Annotated in this window: 20 protein-coding genes; 18 read left to right on the top strand and 2 right to left on the bottom strand. The window is 64.1% G+C overall.

Going from position 1 to position 19,815, the window contains the following annotated elements:
- Position 1 precedes the first annotated feature (1 nt).
- From QM615_RS16840 to QM615_RS16825, 4 genes are read left to right on the top strand one after another with little or no spacing between them, the layout of a single operon-like run.
- Positions 2-199 (top strand): hypothetical protein, encoded by a 198-nt coding sequence (locus QM615_RS16840; RefSeq protein ID WP_027498233.1) that lies wholly within the window; start codon positions 2-4, stop codon positions 197-199.
- Positions 199-939: a phosphatidylserine decarboxylase gene (locus QM615_RS16835; protein ID WP_068053209.1), complete on the top strand. Its 741-nt coding sequence runs from the start codon at positions 199-201 to the stop codon at positions 937-939. Before QM615_RS16840 ends, QM615_RS16835 begins: the two co-directional genes overlap by 1 nt.
- Positions 936-2,090: a hypothetical protein gene (locus QM615_RS16830; RefSeq protein WP_068053212.1), complete on the top strand. Its 1,155-nt coding sequence runs from the start codon at positions 936-938 to the stop codon at positions 2,088-2,090. Before QM615_RS16835 ends, QM615_RS16830 begins: the two co-directional genes overlap by 4 nt.
- Positions 2,091-4,310, top strand: a complete 2,220-nt coding sequence (locus QM615_RS16825) for an MMPL family transporter (RefSeq protein ID WP_094665724.1) — start codon at positions 2,091-2,093, stop codon at positions 4,308-4,310.
- Here the strand turns inward: QM615_RS16825 and QM615_RS16820 are convergent.
- Complete coding sequence (locus QM615_RS16820) at positions 4,292-5,008, bottom strand: hypothetical protein (protein WP_027498229.1); 717 nt, start codon at positions 5,006-5,008, stop codon at positions 4,292-4,294. The two genes, QM615_RS16825 and QM615_RS16820, sit on opposite strands and share 19 nt — an antisense overlap.
- Entirely contained in the window at positions 5,005-5,538 is a 534-nt protein-coding gene (locus tag QM615_RS16815) for an RNA polymerase sigma factor (RefSeq protein WP_045840763.1), read from the bottom strand. The genes QM615_RS16820 and QM615_RS16815 overlap by 4 nt, the downstream gene beginning before the upstream one ends.
- Before the next feature lie 144 nt (positions 5,539-5,682).
- Here QM615_RS16815 and QM615_RS16810 point away from each other — a divergent pair, with 144 nt between their 5' ends.
- The 14 genes from QM615_RS16810 (at position 5,683) to QM615_RS16745 (ending at position 19,790) form a co-directional block, all read left to right on the top strand.
- Entirely contained in the window at positions 5,683-6,459 is a 777-nt protein-coding gene (locus tag QM615_RS16810; protein WP_027498227.1) for a CHRD domain-containing protein, read from the top strand.
- 155 nt (positions 6,460-6,614) lie between these two features.
- Positions 6,615-7,091: a class F sortase gene (locus QM615_RS16805; protein WP_231893840.1), complete on the top strand. Its 477-nt coding sequence runs from the start codon at positions 6,615-6,617 to the stop codon at positions 7,089-7,091.
- 328 nt (positions 7,092-7,419) lie between these two features.
- The gene (gene rplJ, locus QM615_RS16800) at positions 7,420-8,001 is read left to right on the top strand and encodes a 50S ribosomal protein L10 (protein WP_008713855.1); all 582 of its coding nucleotides are present in this window, start codon (positions 7,420-7,422) and stop codon (positions 7,999-8,001) included.
- A gap of 90 nt (positions 8,002-8,091) precedes the next feature.
- Complete coding sequence (gene rplL, locus QM615_RS16795; protein WP_008713856.1) at positions 8,092-8,478, top strand: 50S ribosomal protein L7/L12; 387 nt, start codon at positions 8,092-8,094, stop codon at positions 8,476-8,478.
- Between the two features lie 442 nt (positions 8,479-8,920).
- Positions 8,921-10,111 (top strand): ABC transporter ATP-binding protein, encoded by a 1,191-nt coding sequence (locus QM615_RS16790; protein ID WP_094665774.1) that lies wholly within the window; start codon positions 8,921-8,923, stop codon positions 10,109-10,111.
- 5 nt (positions 10,112-10,116) lie between these two features.
- On the top strand, positions 10,117-10,911 hold the full coding sequence (locus QM615_RS16785; RefSeq protein ID WP_027498224.1) for an MlaE family ABC transporter permease: 795 nt from the start codon (positions 10,117-10,119) through the stop codon (positions 10,909-10,911).
- Positions 10,912-10,916: 5 nt separating this feature from the next.
- Entirely contained in the window at positions 10,917-11,777 is an 861-nt protein-coding gene (locus QM615_RS16780; RefSeq protein WP_027498223.1) for an MlaE family ABC transporter permease, read from the top strand.
- Positions 11,774-13,129, top strand: coding sequence for an MCE family protein (locus QM615_RS16775; protein ID WP_008713865.1), 1,356 nt, complete (start codon positions 11,774-11,776; stop codon positions 13,127-13,129). Before QM615_RS16780 ends, QM615_RS16775 begins: the two co-directional genes overlap by 4 nt.
- A complete protein-coding gene (locus QM615_RS16770) occupies positions 13,126-14,193 on the top strand; it encodes an MCE family protein (protein WP_027498222.1) in 1,068 nt (355 codons plus the stop codon). Before QM615_RS16775 ends, QM615_RS16770 begins: the two co-directional genes overlap by 4 nt.
- Positions 14,190-15,188, top strand: a complete 999-nt coding sequence (locus tag QM615_RS16765; RefSeq protein ID WP_008713869.1) for an MCE family protein — start codon at positions 14,190-14,192, stop codon at positions 15,186-15,188. Before QM615_RS16770 ends, QM615_RS16765 begins: the two co-directional genes overlap by 4 nt.
- Positions 15,188-16,471, top strand: coding sequence for an MCE family protein (locus QM615_RS16760; protein WP_027498221.1), 1,284 nt, complete (start codon positions 15,188-15,190; stop codon positions 16,469-16,471). The genes QM615_RS16765 and QM615_RS16760 overlap by 1 nt, the downstream gene beginning before the upstream one ends.
- A gap of 29 nt (positions 16,472-16,500) precedes the next feature.
- Positions 16,501-17,769 (top strand): MCE family protein, encoded by a 1,269-nt coding sequence (locus QM615_RS16755; protein WP_027498220.1) that lies wholly within the window; start codon positions 16,501-16,503, stop codon positions 17,767-17,769.
- Positions 17,766-19,013, top strand: coding sequence for an MCE family protein (locus QM615_RS16750; RefSeq protein ID WP_068283782.1), 1,248 nt, complete (start codon positions 17,766-17,768; stop codon positions 19,011-19,013). Before QM615_RS16755 ends, QM615_RS16750 begins: the two co-directional genes overlap by 4 nt.
- 84 nt (positions 19,014-19,097) lie before the next feature.
- Positions 19,098-19,790, top strand: coding sequence for a hypothetical protein (locus QM615_RS16745; RefSeq protein WP_094665725.1), 693 nt, complete (start codon positions 19,098-19,100; stop codon positions 19,788-19,790).
- The last annotated feature ends 25 nt before the right edge of the window (positions 19,791-19,815 follow it).

Genomic DNA, 19,815 nt, shown 5'->3' with positions numbered 1-19,815 from the left:
CGTGGCAGACGGATTCGAGCCCACCTCGGTGCGCCTACGGGACGTACCCATCGGCCGCGAGGTGACCAACGGCGTTCTCTCGCTCGGCTTCTACGTGGTGTGTGGGCTGATCGGACTGCTGCCCGGCCCGGTGCGGAACTGGGCAGCGGATGCCTTCGTGACCTGGTCGGAGAGCGTCGACGAACAGCGGCACAGCTGATGTCGTGGTGTCGGTGGGCCCTCGGCCTCGCTGCCGCGACGGCAGCTCCGTTCGCGCTGTTCGTCTACTGGCGAACCCGGTTCTTCTTTCGCGATCCGCATCGAGTACCGCCCGCCGATCCGCGAGCGGTACTGGCTCCTGCGGACGGCTTCGTCACGTACGTCAAACGAGTGGAGGCAGGCAGTACCGCGTTCGCAGTCAAGAAGGGGCGAACCATTGCCCTCGACGAGATCGCCGGCGTCGCCGAAGCCGACAGCGGGTACCTCATCGGCATCTACATGTCCGAATACTCGGTACACCGCAATCGAATTCCGATCTCGGGCATCGTCAGGATGCGCCGACACCGATCTGCGGCACCGTTCAACAAGTCGATGGCCCGGGTCGGGGCCAATCTGCTGACGCGGCGAACTCCCTACGACGTGGGCTGCGACTACCTGCTCACCAACGAACGACTCACCGTGTCGATCGAGCACGCGTGCGGAGCCGTGGTGACGGTGACGCAGATAGCCGACCTGTGGGTCAATCGCATCGTTGCGCACATCGCGGTGGGCGACACCGTCGAGCGCGGCGAGCAGTACGGAATGATCCGCTTCGGTTCTCAGTGCGACGTGTTCGTGCCCGACGCACTCGTCGACGAGATCACTGTCCGGCCAGGCAATTACGTGTTCGCCGGCGAGACGACGGTGGTGCGTTCACCGATCCTCGTCGACGGCAGACAACCGAGCGAAGAGGAACGATGATCACGATCGAAGAGGTCGACGGCAAAGCCGGTTGGCGTGAATTCGAGTCCGTCTCGGACCTGGTCTACCAGGGCGATCCGTACCGCCTACCCGACGAGTCGATGGACCTGGGCCGAATTCTCATCGCACCGCCGCCCTCGGTTGCCGCCACCCGCGTCACGAAAGCATTTCTGGCTCGCGAGAACGGGATTGCCGTCGGTCGCGTCGTGGCCATCCACGATCTGTCGTTCACCGAGTACACGGGGGAGCCGATCGGCTTCTTCGGCTTCTACGAGGCGGTCGACGATCACGACGTCGCCGAAGCGCTGCTCGACGCTGCGGCGCACTGGCTTTCGGCGCGCGGACTCGCGACGATTTCCGGGCCCTTCGGTCCGTCGATGTTCTACAGCGCAGGCATCGTCGTCGACGAGGTCCCGGCGCTGCCCCTGGTGGGGATGCCGCACAATCCGCTCTACTACGCGGCCCACTTCGAGAAGTGGGGTCTGATGGCGGTCAAGGACTTCTACAGTTACCTTTTCGACGACCCGTGCATCATCTACAACGACCCCAAATACGCGCGGCACATGCAGATCTTCGAGAAGATCAAGGCGCGATCCGAGGTGACGTTCCGGTCGATGAAATACCGGACGTTGCGACGCGACGCGAGCATCGTGCGGGATCTCTACAACAAGACGTTCGTGAACTTCTGGGGCTTCTCGCCGCTGTCCTACACGGAACTGTTCGAGTTGCTGAAGATGATGCTTCCGGTCATCGATCGTCGGCTCACCCTGCTGGCCGAACTCGACGGCAAGCCCGTCGGCTTTCTGATGGGAATCCCGGACGTCAATCAGGCCGCCGCGAAGGCGTCGCACCTGAAGTCGCGCTGGGCACGAGACCTGGTGACGCTGTGGCACGTCAAGCGTCCGGGTCGCACGGAGGTCATCGACGGAGTGCGGGTGGACATGCTGTTCGTCGATCCGGATTGCCCCGATCGAGCCGTGTCCTCTCTGCTGATCATGGAGATGTCGGTGCGTATGCGCGATCTCGGGTTCACGCGCGTCGAAGCGGCTCCCGTGCTCGACGACAGTCCGTGGATGAAGGGCTCGGTCCTGTCCCGGACGAAACTCGCTCCGCACCGCACGTACCGCATCTTCAGCCGGGAGTTGACGTAGATGACCGACACGATCTCGCGAATCGACCCGCAGGTGAGCTGCGGAAACATCGGCGACCGGTGGGGTCGACTGGTCGCGCGGCGACGCTGGGTGGTGCTGGCGATCTGGACGCTGCTGGCGGTGGGATCCGCGATTCTGTACCCAGCGCTGCAGAACTCCCTGGTGGGGGCCAACTTCTCCGTTCCCGGAACCGAATCCAGCCGCGCCGACCAACTGGTCGAGCAGCATTTCGCGTCCTTCGGCTCGGAACAGCTCGTCGTCACGTTCACCTCGGATTCGGTGGACAGCCGGAACCCGGCCTTTCGCGCACGGGTGGCCGAGGTCGTCTCGTCACTGAGGCAGTCACCGGACGTACTGCGTGTCGTCGACCCCTACGAGAGCGCAGGATTCGTCCCGACGATCTCCGACGACGGGACCTCGGCGCTCGCATTCGTCGGCATCGGCGGAGAGGCCAGCGATCGGATCGCAGTGGCCGAACGCGTGCAGGAGATGATCGGCGGTGCGTCCGGTGATGGCGTCGAGGTGGCGGTGACGGGCTACTCGCCGATGACCGTCGATCTCACCCGCGTCGAATCCGAGGACGCCGTGCGGGCCGAGAGCATCGGTCTGCCCATCGCTTTCGTGGTGCTGGTTCTGGCGCTGGGTTCCGTGGTCGCGGGCATCGTGCCGCTGGTCACCACCGGAATCGGAGTGCTGGCGGCGTTCGGCATGTTCGCGTTGCTGTCCAACGTGATGACCTTCGATGTTCTCGTCACCACGGTGGCGGCGATGTTCGGTCTGGGTCTGGGAATCGACTACGCACTCTTCATCGTCAGTCGGTTCCGGGAGGAGATCGGGCGGGCCGGACCCGGTGAAGATTCGGACAGGACCGAGCGCGCGGTGGGGGCGGCCATGGGCACCGCCGGACACATCATCGTCATCTCCGGTCTGGTCGTGTTGATCGCACTCGGAGCCCTCGCGATCGTCGATGTCCCTGCGGTGCAGAGCATCTCGTTGGTCGTCGCGCTCACCATCGCCACCGTCGTCGTGGTCGCGTGGACCCTGCTGCCGGCACTTCTCGCGGTGCTGGGAACGCGCATCGGGGCCTGGTCGCTGCCGCGACGATTCCAACCTCCCTCGGTCGACGAGCACGACGCCGCAGTTCCCACGTGGTGGTCGCGGTGGGCGCAGCACGTCATCGAGCGCCCCTGGCGTTACACGGTCGCATCCGCCGCCGTCCTCATCGTCTGCCTGGTTCCCATCGGTTCGATCTCGTACGGGGTCGATCTCGGTGCCGAGGCGCTGAGCGCGGAACCGTCCGGACGAGCCAACACGGTCCTGACCGAGAAGTTCGCGCCCGGCACCATCTCGCCCATCACCATCGTGTTCACCGGCGAGGACGACAGTCCATTGGGACCGCAGCAGATCGCCACGGTCGACGCGTTCGCGAACTCCGTGCGCGGAGACGATCGCGTCGCCTACGCGTTGGCGCAACCCGAGGGCGGCCGGTCGTTGCTGATCGTGGTCCCGTCGGTCCCGATCGACTCGACGGAGGCCGCCGACCTCGTCGAAACCCTGCGTTCTCAGGCAGTTCTCGCCGGTGACGTGGACGGCACCAGCGTGTCCGTGGGCGGTACCACCGCGCTGGTGGTCGACGCATCCGAGGAGATCTCCGGCAAGTTCGTCTGGGTCGTCGCCGCGGTACTGGCCTTTTCTCTCTGTTACTTGGCCGTCGTGTTTCGCAGCGTGGTGATCCCGCTCAAGGCCGTCGCCATGAACCTGCTGGTCACCGGGGCAGCGCTGGGTGCCACCGTCGCCGTCTTCCAATGGGGTTGGGGTTCGAGCATTCTCGGCTTCGAGAGCCCGGGTTACATCCAGGTGTATCTACCGGTGACGGTGTTCGCCGTGGTCTTCGGTCTGTCGATGGACTACGAGGTGTTCCTCATCGGCCGTATGCGAGAAGTGTTCGTGCGGGGAGCGAGCAACGACGTCGCCGTCGTCGACGGCATCGAACACACCGCCAGGCCGATCACCGCCGCCGCCGCAATCATGATCGCCGTGTTCGCCAGCTTCCTCACCGCAGACGTGCTCGAGCTCAAACAGTTCGGCTTCGCTCTTGCCATCGCGGTGCTGTTCGACGCCGTGCTGGTGCGCATGATGCTGGTGCCGGCGATGATGAAGCTCTTCGGCGAGCGCAACTGGTGGCCCGGTACGCGGAATCGTCAGGTGGTCGGCAACTGAGCCGACGCCAGCAGCGAGCCGTCCGCGCCGCGGATCTCGATCTCGGTGACGTCGCCGCGAAGTACCGCCGCGTTCATGCGGCATTCGATGGTGACGTCGCTACCGAGAAACGTGCCGGACGGGAGTTCGGTGCCCCACCGATCGACGAGGACGACCTCGTACGGGCCTCGATCGGACACGCCGTCCATGTCGAGGAACGTCTCGGTGCCCCACGTGTGCGCAACGAGGCCGCCCTCGATGTCCACGCTCGGCATGCTCGTGGTGAAAGCGACCTGCTCGTAGGCACCCAGGGTTCCCGGAGGTCCGGTGATCGCGGCCGGTGGATCCTCGGGTTGCGGTCGAGAGGCGTCGATACCGAGCACGACGCCGCTGCCGACGACCAGCCCCGCGATCGCGGCGGCGGCCGCCAGGCCGGCCGATCTGCGCGGTCCACGTGTCCGCTGGGGTGGCCACGCAGAGCCGGGTGACGTACCCAGAACTCGGGCGCGGAGGTCGGGTGACGTCGATGCTTCGAGCCACGGTTCGGTCGGACCGCGACGACCGAGAGTCCCGGTCAGCGCGCGCAGTTCGGCGATGTCCCTGTCGACGGTGGGATCGGATGCTGCGAGCTCGCGTAGCTCGGCGGCCTCGGTGTCGTCGAGGTCGTCGCCGACGGCAGCGGCGATCAGTTCGGCTCGGCGATCGTCTCGGGCGTTCATGCTTCCTCCTGTCCGTCGAGATGGTCTCGCAGCGCCCTCAGTGCGTAGAAGGCGCGAGTGCGCAATGTTCGTACGGCAACGCCCGTCGACTCGGACAGTTCCGCATAGGTGGTTCCCGCCAGGTGCACCGCAACGACGACCTGCCGATGATCGGGAGAGAGAAGGGCGAGCGCGGCGATGATGCGCAGTCGCTCGTCCACGTCGGGACTGGTGTCACGCGAGATCGCGACCGATCGTCGGTCGAGGTCCTCGATCCTTTCCGACGCCGGCTTCGGCATTCTGCTCAGAGACCGTTGGACGTCGACGATCACATTGCGCTCGATGGCGAACAGCCAGGTACGCAGCGCTCCTCGGCTGGGCTCGAATCGGGACCGGGCCCGCCATGCGCGAAGGAACGTCTCCTGGACGCAGTCCTCGGCAAGCGCTCGGTCGCGCAGTGCGTTGACGGCGAAACCGAGCATGGCCGACGCATGCTCGTCGTACGCGGCAGCGACGTCGAAGTGCAGTTCGATCACGCTCCCGATGCTCATGACAGTGACTACGTCGACGGACCCCCGGACGTTCATATCCGAGACTGGAGTATTTCTTTACCGAATTTTGAACATCGTGGCATCGACCGTCGTACACCTCTGCACGGGCTCGCCTGCCCGATGCTCCCACGGAAGGCCCACGAGATGACCAGACGCTCGATCACCCGCCCGACCATGTCCGTCCGCGGCACCGCCACCGCAGTCGTCGGCGGCACGGCCGCTGCACTGATGCTGTTCACCGCGGCCCCGGCCGGTGCCGATACCCCCGTTGCCGAACCGGACTCGTTCACCAGCGCGTTCACCGCGATGGCAACTCCCGACCAGGTGGTGAACGGCGACGGTGTCGCCACTCCGGGCCAGCCGGGCGCGACGGGCACGTTCACGCTGCGCATCAATTCCGATCTCGACATCGTCTGCTACGACATCGCGCTCGACGGCGTCACCGGCGATTACATGAGCCCGGCCAAGACCGCCACGCACATTCACGAGGCGGCGGCGGGTGCTGCGGGACCTCCGCGTCTGGCGTTCCCGAACCCGACGCCGATCGGTGACGGCCCACGTTCGAGCACCGGCTGCATGCAGGGACCGTTCACCACCGGCCTGACGCCGGCCGGTGCCGACGCCGACAGTGGAACCGGATTCACGCTGGACCAGATCGAAGCAAATCCGGCGGGCTTCGCGGCCGACACCCACACCGTCGACTTCGTGGCCGGAGCGGTACGCGGACAGCTGACGCAGATTCCGGTCGGCTCCGTCGCCACCGGAGGTGGCGGTTCGGCTCTGGCCGCGGCGTCCGATTCGGCCTCCAGTAATGCGGTGCCCGTCGTCGGCGCGGTTGCCCTCGGCGCAGTAGTCCTGGGTGCAACGGCGATCGCGGGAGTGACGTTGGTTGCTCGCCGCAGCGGAACGGCACGCAGCTGAGATCTCGGCTCCTGGTTGCTGTTACGGCAGTGGTGGTGGTGACGGGCTGTACGTCCGCACCGCCGCCATCTGCCGCACCATCACCACCTGCCGCACCAACACCTACCTCGGTACCACCTGCCGCACCAGCGACCGAGTCCTCGACCGCTGGAGATTTGCCGGGACCGGGCCCGACGGCGGATTTCGCGGCGCAGGCACCGACCCGGCTCAGCGTCGAGGCCATCGACCTCGACGAGCCGTTGATCGGCCTCCATCTCACCGAGAACGGCGAGATGGAGGTGCCGAGCGACTACGACGACGTCGGGTGGTTCACCGGCGGCGGCAGACCGGGCGTGATCGGTAGTCCTACCGTGCTGGCCGGGCACGTGGATTCCACGACCGGTCCCGCAGTGTTCGATCGGTTGTCGGAGCTTCGACCGGGAGATGTCGTGACGGTGGGGGACGGGACGGGTGGTCGAGTCGACTACCGCATCGATCGGGTCGGCGACTACGGCAAAGTGGAGTTCCCGACGGTGCAGGTCTTCGGGGCGGTGCCCACCGACGAGATCAGGCTGATCACGTGCTCGGGCGACTTCGACGCCTCGGTGGGCAGTTACGAGCGCAACCTCGTCGTCTACGGAGTGCGGCAATAGCCCAGCGTTTTGGAGTTGACGCGGAGGATGTTGTAACCTGAACAACGGTTCGGATCACGAGTGCTCGCACTCCGGTCCAGACCGCCCAATCAAGTTCTACCCAAGACCGTTGGTCACCGCCTTCTCGAAGGATTCACTTCCGGGAGTTGCGCGGTTGAAGGTCCGAGATCGTGTCGGACGGCCCACGCAGGAGAACGAGGTAGGGAACCTGTCTGCAGTCCTCGCGACTGCCTGCTCGTTCACGCCCCGTGTGCTTCTTGCGCCGGGGCGTTCGTCGTTTTCCGGCCCTCTCGCGATCGACACAACTTCCCACGAGAGGAGGCGAAGTATGGCAAAGCCCGAAAAGGTCTCAGCAGTATCGGAGATCACCGAACAGTTCAAGGGTTCGACGGCTGCCGTCGTCACGGAATACCGTGGCCTGTCGGTGTCCGGTCTGACTCAGCTCCGGCGTGCGCTCGGCGAAGGTGCCACGTACTCCGTCGCCAAGAACACCCTGGTCAAGCGCGCAGCGGCCGAGGCAGGTATTACCGGCCTCGACGAGTTGTTCGTCGGACCGACCGCCATTGCATTCATCAAGGGCGAGCCGGTCGACGCAGCGAAGGCCATCAAGGCCTTCGCGAAGGACAACAAGGCCTTGATCGTCAAGGGCGGCTACATGGACGGCGCAACGCTGTCCGTGGAAGAGATCAACAAGATCGCAGACCTCGAGTCGCGCGAAATCCTGTTGGCCAAGCTCGCCGGCGCCATGAAGGGCAACTTGTCGAAGGCTGCAGGCCTGTTCAACGCTCCCGCATCGCAGTTCGCGCGTCTGGCGTTCGCGTTGCAGGAGAAGAAGGCTGCCGGCGCACCCGCCGCAGCCGAGGCACCTGCAGAAACAGAAGCACCGGCGGAAGCTCCCGCCGAAAGCTGATCCGCTGGTATTGGCGTACAGCTCAGCTCCACACCATCAACACCATGCCGCGGATCAGCGGTTAGGTACTTACAGGAAGGACCCGCCACCATGGCGAAGCTCAGCACCGAAGAATTGCTCGACCAGTTCAAGGAGCTCACTCTCCTCGAGCTCAGCGAGTTCGTGAAGGCATTCGAGGAGACCTTCGAGGTCACCGCAGCTGCCCCCGTCGCCGTTGCTGCTGCAGGCGGCGGCGCAGCCCCCGCCGAGGCTGCTGAAGAGCAGGACGAGTTCGACGTCGTCCTCGAGTCGGCCGGCGACAAGAAGATCCAGGTCATCAAGGTCGTCCGTGAGGTCGTTTCCGGCCTGGGCCTGAAGGAAGCCAAGGATCTCGTCGAGAGCGCTCCGAAGGCAATTCTGGAGAAGGTTGCCAAGGACGCAGCCGACGCCGCCAAGGAGAAGCTGGAAGCTGCCGGCGCGAAGATCTCCGTCAAGTAGGACCGCTTCGTTGCAGTCGTGCTTCGTGCTCTGAACGCACGAGCGCAAGAAGGGCCGTTCCCACCTCGGTGGGACGGCCCTTCTTCTGTTCTCGGACACCGCACGGGGTGCACCGTTGTGATCGATCACGGACTCCTGCAAATCGCGTGACACCGGCCTTGTGCCCCTGTTTACTCGGTTTCGCCGAAGTCCAAAGCATTCCGAAGGGTTTCGGCGGTCATTGTTTGTGGCGTGTCACAGCTTTGTGACGCAGGGACTTGTCACAGTTCTGGCGAGTCGCCGACCGTGTCGCGTGAGATGAGCCACACTGATGCAAGCTCTACAGCCTGACTCGGGGAAGTTCTTACTGGGCGGTAAGCTCCCGTGTCGGTGCGGACACGTGCATGGGATACAGTGACACAACCCACATCCGGGTCGATGTGTACGAATTGTGGAGGTCAGCGTGGGAGTCGAGGTTTCGGTCGAGGGATTGACCAAGTCTTTCGGGGTACAGAAGATCTGGCAGGACGTGACGTTGACCCTGCCGAAGGGTGAGGTCAGTGCGCTCCTCGGTCCTTCCGGTACCGGCAAGTCGGTCTTCCTGAAGTCCTTGATCGGCCTCCTGCGTCCCGAACAGGGCAAGATATTCATCGACGGAACCGACATCCTGCAGTGCTCCTCCCGTGAGCTCTACGAGATCAGGAAGCTCTTCGGGGTGCTGTTCCAGGACGGCGCACTGTTCGGCTCGATGAACCTCTACGACAATGTCGCGTTCCCGCTCCGCGAGCACACGAAGAAGTCCGAGTCCGACATCCGCAAGATCGTCATGGAGAAGTTGGAACTGACGGGTCTGCTCGGTGCCGAGGACAAGCTGCCCGGCGAGATCTCCGGCGGTATGCGTAAGCGCGCCGGTCTCGCCCGCGCTCTGGTTCTCGATCCCGAGATCATCCTGGTCGACGAGCCGGACTCCGGCCTCGATCCCGTTCGCACTACGTACATCTCGCAGACCCTGATCGACATCAACGCCGAGATCGACGCCACGATCCTGATCGTGTCGCACAACATCAACCTCGCTCGGACGGTGCCCGACAACATCGGCATGCTCTTCCGTCGCCAGCTGGTCATGTTCGGCCCCCGCGAGGTGCTCCTGACGAGCGACGAGCCGGTAGTCAAGCAGTTCCTCAACGGAACGATGATCGGTCCGATCGGCATGTCGGAGGAGAAGGACGAGGCGCAGATGGCGCAGGAGCAGGCCATGGTCGACGCCGGCCACCACGCCGGCGGCGTCGACGACGTCGAAGGCATCGTGCCGCAGATGAAGGCCACTCCCGGAACTCCGGTGCGCGAAGCCGTCGGGCGTAGGCAGGAGCGCGTCCGCCAGATCATGCACACCCTGCCGCACAATGCCCAGGTTGCGATCCAGGAAAGCCTCGACACCACCGACCCGGGTCAGCGTTACCCCGCGTATGCAGACCAGCAGCAGGGTTACGACCAGCAGGGTTACGACCAGCAGGGATACGACCACCAGGGTTACGACCACCAGGGTTACGACCACCAGGGTTACGACCAGCAGAGTTACGACCAGCAGAGTTACAGCGGGCAAGGTCATGATCAGCAGGGCTACCAAGCTCCAACACAAGGTCGGGGTCAATAGCAGACATGGGGGGATCGAAGAAGTCCACGTTCGCTCCGGCGAGCGCCGCTCTGACACAAGCCGGCAATATCGTCGAACTGTTCGTCGAGGTGGTTCGCAACACCTTCCGTAGGCCGTTCCAGTTCCGCGAGTTCATCGAGCAGGCCTGGTTCATCGCCAGCGTCACGATTCTGCCGACGGCGCTCGTCGCCATTCCGTTCGGCGCGGTCGTGGCGCTGCAGACCGGATCGCTCATCAAGCAGCTCGGTGCCGAGTCGTTCACGGGTGCGGCCAGCGTGCTCGCGGTCATCCAGCAGGGCAGTCCGATCGTGACCGCACTGCTGGTGGCCGGCGCTGCCGGTTCTGCTGTGACTGCAGACCTCGGCTCGCGCACCATCCGCGAGGAGATCGACGCCATGCGAGTGCTGGGTATCGACCCGGTACATCGTCTCGTCGTTCCCCGAGTGCTCGCGATGATCCTCGTCGCACTTTTGCTCAACGGCCTGGTCTCGGTCGTCGGCATCGCCGGCGGTTACTTCTTCAACGTGATCCTTCAGGGCGGCACCCCCGGTGCATATCTGGCGTCGTTCTCGTTTTTGGCCCAGCTGCCGGATCTGTATGTCGCCGAGGCGAAAGCAGCAATCTTCGGACTCATCGCGGGCATCATCGCCTCCTACAAGGGCCTCAATCCCAACCCCGGACCCAAGGGCGTCGGCGAGGCAGTGAACCAGACGGTTGTCATCACGTTCCTGCTGCTCTTCTTCGCCAACCTCATCCTGACCCTGGTCTATCTCCAGGTCGTCCCAGCGAAGGGAGCGTAACCGCGATGACGATCGCAAGAGGTCGCGGTGACCGCACGCTGATGCGCGTCAAGCGCGTCGGCAACGCCCCGCTCAACGTGCTCGACCGCGCAGGCGAGCAAATGTCGTTCTACCTGCGGGCCATCGGGTGGATTCCCAAGACCGCAGTGCATTACAAGAAGGAGGTGCTCCGCCTGCTGGCGGAGGTCACCTTCGGCAGCGGTGCGCTCGCCGTCATCGGTGGGACCATCGGCGTGATCGTGATGATGTCCGGCTTCACCGGCATCGTCGTCGGTCTACAGGGCTATGCAGCCCTCGAACAGCTCGGTAGCTCCGTGCTCACCGGATTCCTGTCCGCGTACGTCAACACCCGTGAGATCGCGCCGATTGTCGCAGGACTGGCACTCTCGGCCACCGTCGGCTGTGGTTTCACCGCCCAGCTCGGTGCCATGCGAATCTCCGAGGAGATCGACGCGCTCGAGGTGATGGCCGTACCCAGCGTGCCGTTCCTCGTGACCACCCGCATGATCGCAGGCTTCGTGGCCGTCATCCCGCTGTACATCGTCGGGCTGTTGGCGTCGTACGTCGCATCCCGAGGGATCAGCACCATTTTCAACGGGCAGTCCACGGGGTCCTACGACCACTACTTCAACCTCTTCCTACCTCCGGAAGACGTGTTGTATTCGTTCTTGAAGGTGCTGATATTCGCCTTCGTCCTGATCATGATCCACTGCTATTACGGCTACCACGCCTCTGGCGGACCTGCCGGTGTCGGCGTCGCAGTGGGCCGTGCCGTTCGTACCGCGATCGTCACGATCGCCGTACTGGACTTCTTCTTGAGCCTCGCCATCTGGGGCACGACCACCACAGTGAGGGTTGCGGGATGATCGACTCGCCGTCGCGACTGAAGCGAGTACTCCTCGGTTTGGCGTTCTTCCTGGTGCTCATCCTGTTCCTGGGGTGGAGCATCACGTCCTACAACAAGACGTTCAAAGATGTGGTGAAAGTCAGCCTCGAAACCGACTCGGTCGGCAACGCGCTGCCGATGAACGCGGATGTCAAGGTGCGCGGAATGATCGTCGGCGAGGTGCGCTCGGCGTCCACCGTCGACGGCGTCGTGACCTCGCAGCTCGCCATCGATCCGGACAAGGCACCGCTGATTCCGTCGAACGTGACGGCACGGTTGCTTCCCAAGACACTGTTCGGTGAGCGCTACGTCTCGTTGATCGTGCCCGAGAACGATGCGGCGTCGCCGATCTCCGAGGGCACGGTCCTCAAACAGGACACCAGCGGAAACGCCATCGAGGTCGGGCAGTTGCTCGACGGCTTGCTTCCACTGCTGCAGGCGATTCCGCCACAGGATCTGGCGAACACCCTCGGGTCGTTGGCGCAGGGCCTCAGCGGGCGCGGTGAGCAACTGGGCCAGACCATCGACAACCTGACGAACATCGTGTCGGGTCTGAACACGGAGTTGCCGAACATCCAGCAGACGTTGGTCGGGCTGGCCGACTTCTCGCAGACCTACGCAGACGCGGCACCGGACTTGGTCTCGGCGCTGGACAACTTGCGGACGACGGGCAACACCGTGGTCGAGCGGCAGTCCAGCCTCGACACGCTGTACGGCTCCCTGACCTCGGCGTCGTACACCACTGCGGACTTTCTACAGACCAACTCCGAGAACCTGATCGGATTGGCCGCGAACTCTCGGGAAGCGCTCGAGCTGCTGGCCGAGTTCTCCCCGACGTTCGGCTGCACGTTCACTTATTTCGCCGAAGGTGCCAGGCGCGGAAAAGTCGTACTCGGTGAGGGCGACGAGTACCCCGGCATCAACGTCTCCGCACCGTTCGTCAACCCGAAGGGTCGTTACTTGCCGAACCAGGACGAGCCGCGCTTGTTCGACGATCGCGGAGCCACCTGTTTCGAGCCCGCGGCGCCGGGGGAGTTCTTCCCGCAGTATCCGGGAGGCTCGATCAACGACGGTTCCTACCAGGTGCCGACCCGGAACCCGGGCCCGCAGGTGATCGAAGGACAGGGACCACCGAAGTCTGCCCAGAGTTCCATCGTTCCCGCCGTCTCCGCATCCGCGCAGCCGGCGAGCTACGAGGGCTCCGACTTCGAGCGCGACACTCTGGCCGTGATCTACGGACAGGCGAGTGGTGTTGCACCGGACAGTATTCCGTCGTGGGCGGCCGCTATCGGCGCACCGGCACTGAGAGGAGTGGAGGTGACCGTGCCATGAGAGGCCTTCTCGCGCCGATCATCAAGTTGGTCGTGTTCGCCGTGATTACGATCATTGCTACGGCCACCCTTGCCTTCACCATCGCCAATTCCAGCGGCGGCGGCGGCACCAAGTTCTCGGCTGTGTTCACGGACGTCACGTCTCTCAACGAGGGCGACGAGATTCGTATCGCGGGCGTTCGTGTCGGCCAGGTCGACAAGATCGAGATCGCCAACGAGCGCGAAGCCAAGGTGGACTTCACTCTGAGCAGTCGTGATTGGCTCCCGGCCAGTTCGACGGCGACCATCCGATTCCGGAACCTGGTGGGCCAGCGCTACATCGCCATCGAGCAGGGTTCGGGAGATCAGGGTCGGAAGATCACCGACGGTGCCACCATTCCGTTGGAGCGGACCAAGCCTGCGGTGAACCTGACCACGCTCTTCGACGGCTTCCGCCCGCTGTTCACCACGCTCAGCTCCGATGACGTCAACAAGCTGTCGTACCAGATCATTCAGGTGTTCCAGGGGGAGTCGGGCACCATCAACGAACTGGTCACCAATACGGCGACCCTGACCAACACCGTCGCCGACAAGGATCAGGTCATCGGGCAGGTCATCACCAATCTGAACAACGTGTTGGAGACGGTGAACCAGAACGACGGGCAGCTCGACAGCCTGATCGTCAACACGCAGCAGCTCGTCTCGGGCCTGTCGGCCGACCGTGGTGTCGTCGGCTCCGCCGTGACGTCGCTCGCCGGCCTGACCAACGCGACCGCCGACCTGCTCGAGCCGACCAGGCCGTCGATCCAGGGTTCGGTGACTGCGTTGAACACGTTGGCCGAGACAGTCAACCGACGAAGCGACGACGTGGACACGGTCCTCGGAATTCTGCCCGTCAAACTCGAGAAGCTCATTCGCACGGCCCAGCAGGGATCCTGGTTCACCTTCTATCTGTGCGGTATCGACATCGTCGCCGGACCGGGTAGTTCGCCGAATCTGAATCTGCCGACCGGGCTGCCGACCGTCAACCAGCCGCTGTACACGAACTCCGCAGCGCGTTGCAAAGCTGGGGGGATCAAGCAATGAAATCTCGTCGTAGTCCGGCCACCATCGGTGCGCTAGGTATCGCAATCATCCTGCTCGCCACGATGTCGGTCTTCTTTCTCGACCGGCTCCCGATCATCGGTGCGGGTTCGGTGTACACCGCCGAGTTCAGCGAGGCAGCAGGGCTCAAGCCGCCCAACGAGGTCCGTATCGCGGGCGTGAAGGTCGGCAAGGTCACCGATGTGCGTCTCGACGGCGACCGGGTGCTCGTGGACTTCACGGTCAAGGACGCCTGGGTCGGCAACGAGTCGCGAGCGGCCATCGCCATCAAGACTGTGCTGGGGCAGAAATATCTGGCGCTCGACCCGAGCGGTCCGGAGACGTTGAGCCCCAAGGACCCGATTCCGCTCGAGCGCACCACGTCCCCGTACGACGTGATCGACGCGTTCTCCGCTGCGGCCTCGACCATCAGCGACATCGACACCGATCAGCTGGCGACGAGCATGCGGACCCTGTCCGAGGCGTTCTCCGAGACGCCTGCGAACATCCGTGCCTCGCTCGACGGTGTGACTCGGTTATCGCAGACCGTGGCCAGCCGTGACGAGGAACTGAAGAAGCTGTTCGAGGCCACCGGCGAGACCTCGAAGGTGCTGGCCGACCGCAACGAGCAGTTCAACCAACTGATCACCGACGCGGGCCCGCTTCTCGAAGAGCTCAACAATCGGCAGCAGGCCATCTCGCAGCTGCTCACCGGCACTCAGCGAGTGTCGCAAGAGCTGACCGGCCTGGTTCGCGACAACGAGGCCACCATCAACCCGATGTTGCAGCAGCTCAACGGCACCATCGAGATCCTGCAGCGCAACAACGACAACCTCGACCGTGCGCTGAAGCTGTACGAACCGTTCATTCGGCTGTACACGAATCTGACCGGCAACGGCCGGTGGATAGACATCACGCTGGCAAACCTCACACCGCCCGGAGTTCCGTTGATACCTGGTTACCGCCAGCCCTCGCTCGATACGTTGGCGGGGAACTGATGACAGACACGCAGACAGCACCGAGAAGCAAGAACAAGCTCGCGCTGATCGCCGTCGTCGTGACCGTGGCGCTCGTCCTCGCGGTCGCCGGCTGGTGGCTGTTCACCAGGGCCGGAACGACCAAGATCACCGCCTACTTCGACAAGTCGATCGGCATCTATTCCGGCTCGGAGGTGCGCGTGCTTGGCGTCAAGGTCGGTACGGTCGACTCCGTGACGCCGCAAGGCGAAGACGTGGAGGTCGTCCTCCGCGTCGACCGTGGGGTCGACATTCCTGTGGACGCAAAGGCCGTGCAGGTCACCCCGTCGCTCGTCGCCGACCGCTACGTCCAGGTTTCACCCGCCTACACCGGCGGCGACACCATGGCCGACGGCGCGACGATCGGTCGCGATCGAACCGCAACACCCGTCGAGGTCGACGAGCTGTACAAGTCCATCGACGACCTGTCCACCGCCCTCGGTCCGGACGGCGCGAACAAGGACGGCGCTCTCACAGATCTGGTCAACACCGGTGCAGCCAACCTCGACGGCAACGGTGAAGCGTTGGGCAACAGCATCACCCAGCTCTCGGCCGCCGGTCGAACGTTGAGTGACTCGCGCACCGACGTGTTCGACACGATCAAGAACCTGCAGACGTTCGTCAGCGCCTTGGCCGTCAACGATCAGCAGGTACGCAACTTCAACACCCAGTTGGCCGACCTGACCGGTTTCCTGTCGGGGCAGCGAGAGGACCTCGGAGCTGCACTCCAACAGCTGTCGGTCTCGCTCGGCGACGTGGCGACGTTCGTCGCGGACAACCGGACCCAACTGACCGATGCCGCGAACGGTCTCACGGTTCCGACGCAGACACTCGCCGACAACCGCGAGCAGCTGGTGCAAACGCTCACGTTGCTGCCGCTGGCCATCAGCAACCTGGTAAACGCCTACGACGCCGAGTCGGGAACGCTCGCCACGCGCGCCAATCTCCAGAACGAGACCCAGGATCCGCTCGGCACCCTGTGTCAGCTCATCGATCTCGGAAAGCTGGTTCCCGGTGATCCGCGCTTCGAAGCACTCGGTGCGCAGATTCAGCCGATCATCGATCAGTGCTCCAACATCACCACGATGATCCAGGCCCCGATCAAAGACCAGAACCGGATCGTGCTGCCGTTCGGCGTTCTCACCAACGACATCGAGCAGAACGTGTCCGTGCCGGGCACCGTGCCTGGCGTCGTCTCGCCCAGGCTCGGAAACAGCTCGATGCCCGGACTGGAGCAGTCGTACATCGGAGGTGGGGGACAGTGAGAGCCTCTGTGAATCGGAATCGAGCTCGAGTGAAGCGTTCTTTGGTGGTCGGAGCCGGTGCGTGCGTGGTGGCGCTGTCGGCCGGAGCATGCTCGTCGGCCGGCATCTACGCGATACCGCTGCCCGGCGGTGCCGACGTCGGTGAGAACCCGTTGAACCTGACGGTGCAGTTCGACGACGTACTGGACCTCGTCCCGCAGTCGACCGTGAAGGTCGACGGCGTCTCGGTCGGCCGCGTCGACTCGATAACGGTCCCGAACGACGGCTGGACCGCCGACGTCAACGTCATCTTGAATTCCGACGTCGACCTTCCGGCCAACGCGATCGCATCGGTGCAACAGACCAACCTGTTGGGCGAGAAGTTCGTGCAGCTCTCGGCACCTCCTGGCGACGAGGAAGCAGCGCGTCTGCAGGACGGGGCCACGATCCCGCTCGATCGCACCCGCCATGCCACCGATATCGAACAGGTACTCGGTGCGCTCTCGCTGCTGCTCAACGGCGGCGGTGTCGGGCAGCTCTCGCCGATCGTCAAGGAACTGAGCACGGCGTTCGACGGTCGCGAAGGCAGAACCAAAGAGCTTCTGCAGCAAGCGAACACCCTCATCGACGGCCTCAACCAGCAGCGTGACGACATCACCCGCGCCATCGACGGGCTGGACACTCTCAGCGGCCGCGTCAACACGCAGACCGACAAGATCGACGCAGTGCTGAAGGATTTGCCGATCGCCACCGAGGTTCTCGAGCAGCAGCGCCCGCAGCTGACCGAGATGCTCGGAGCGCTCGACCGTCTCGGAGCCGTCGGCACCGACGTGATCGACCGTTCCAAGGACGATCTCATCGCGGACCTGCGGGCACTACGCCCCACGCTCCAGGCCCTGGCCGATTCGGCGGACGACGTGGTGAGCTCGCTCGCGGTGATCCCCACCCTGCCGTTCGCGGACGGCACCGAGAAAATCATCGAGGGCAACTCGGCGAACCTGTTCCTTTCGCTCGACCTGTCGATCGGAACTGCGTTGCGCAACTTCGGCGTCGGGGAGGGCGATCCGGTCTACATCCAGCCCAAGTACGGCAACACGCTGCCCGTCGTCGACCCGTCGAATCCGTACTACAACGGCAACGGACCGCGCCCGGGTTGGCCGACGATCTCGCTGCTGCCGTTGCCGCCGATCATCCCGTCACCGGTTCCCGGCCCTGGTGCACCTGCGAACGAGCAGGCAGCGGCGGCCGCCGCGCCCGCACCGGCCGATCCGTTCGCACCGTTGAACGATCTGCTCGAGCGATTCGGAGTTGGACAGTGAGATCGAGACTGGTTCGCATTCAATTGGTCCTCTTCGTCGTGGTCGCCGTACTGGGGTCGGTCTATGTCGGTGCCAAGTACGTGCGACTTGACAACATGCTCGGCTTCGGGCAGTACCAGGTCGATCTGAACCTCGCCGATTCCGGTGGCATCTTCTCCAACGCCGAGGTCACCTACCGAGGTGTCCCGGTGGGAACCGTCGGAGATCTGGAACTGACCGAGGACGGCATCCGAGTCGCGCTCATGCTCGACAACGGTGGCCCCGACATCCCTGCCGACACCAAGGCCGTCGTGGCCAACCGATCGGCAATCGGTGAGCAGTACGTCGACCTGCAGCCCGAGACCGATCAGGGCCCGTTCCTGGTCGAAGGGTCACAGATTGCGCAGGCCGACACCACCACGCCGGTGCCGGTGGAAGAGGTTCTCGCCAACACGAACACGCTGGTTCGGTCGGTACCGCTGGAGACGTTGACGCGAGTCGTCAACGAGCTCGGCGTCGCATTCGACGGTAAGGGCAACGATCTCGCTTCTCTCGTCGATTCGCTCGGGAACATCTCCGAGGCTGGAAACGAGGCCCTGCCGCAGACGCTCGCGTTGGTTCGCGATGCGGTGCCGGTGCTGAACACGCAGTCCGAGCAGTCGGACCTGATTCGACAGTTCAGTACCAGCCTGGACGAGGTGACGGCTCAGCTGAAGTCGAGCGATCCGGACATCCGTCGCCTGATCGATACCGGTACTGCGGCGGGCGACCAGCTCGGTGGCCTCATCACCGATGCGGGTCCTGCTCTGACGACCGATATCAACAACCTGGCCCTGGTTGCTGCTCAGGCCGAACCTCGGTACGTTGCGCTTCGTCCGTTCCTGACGTTCCTGCCTGCACTCGGTGCCGGTATCTCGACGATCGTCCCGGACGACGGCACGATCCATCAGGGTCTGTTGCTCGAAACCAACAACCCGCCGCCGTGCACCGTCGGCTACGAGGGCAGCCAGGCGATCCTGGACGAGGAGAAGCGGAAGAATCCGAACTTCGACGAGACGCGGGAGAACTACCCGCTGAACCTCGATGCGAACTGCGCTACGCCGCAGGGCAGCGTCACCGGTGTTCGTAGCGCGAACCGAATCGTGTTCGCCGATCCGGACGTGCCGCAGCCGTGGGACCTCAAGCCCAAGGTCGATCCCGAGAAGCTGAACCTCAACCCCATTGCCACCCAGTTGGCACCGCTGATCGGCGTCACGCCGAAGTAGTGAAATCGGTGGAACTGCTGCTCAGCACTATCGTCGGGCCGAGAGTGGTTCGGCCGGATATTACCGAGTAGTAGGGTGGAAAGTGTGAACTCGAGCACCGAAGCCCTGGAGTCCTCAGCGACTCCAGGGCGTAACAAGACCGCGAAAATCCTCTTTGCCGTCGTCACGGTGATCGCCGTGGCGGCCCTCGCAGCGGCCGTGTTCTTCGGATACGGCTGGGGCAATGCGTTGCTGAGTCAGAAGCCCACCGCGGACACCCGCGACTCTGCTCTCACCGGCGCTCAGCAAGCGGCCGTCAACCTCAACACTGTCGACGCGGCCAACATCGACCAGTCGTTCGACAACATGAAGTCGTCCATCACCGGCGACCTGATGCTCAACGACCTCGAGCAGACGCGGTCGGGTATCACCGACCAGGTTCGTCAGTCCGGTGCCAAGAGCGACGCCGAGGTGCTGCACGGAACGTTGACCGAGCTGAGCACGGACGAGAACACCGCCACCGCTCTCGTGGTCATCGCGACGACCACTACCTGGCCCGACCGCATCGAGCGCAGCAAGCTGACGATGAGCCTGGCCATGGAAGAGATCGACGGGGTGTGGAAGACCAACAAGGTCGACCCGATCGGTTCGCGGATCTCGCTCGACAACCCCAGCACCAACCCCGTCATCCCGAACGAACCGGGCGGCCCCGCCGATCCGAATGCCGCCGATCCGAATGCGGCCGACCCCGGTACGGACGCGACGCCTGCTCCCGAGCCGGACTCCGGCGGTAACTGAGAATCTGGCAGTGGTGTTTTCCGTC

It is taken from the genome of Rhodococcus sp. IEGM 1341 (genome assembly GCF_030056895.1).
Classification (GTDB): Bacteria; Actinomycetota; Actinomycetes; order Mycobacteriales; family Mycobacteriaceae; genus Rhodococcoides.
This window is presented reverse-complemented; position numbering and strand designations above follow the sequence as displayed.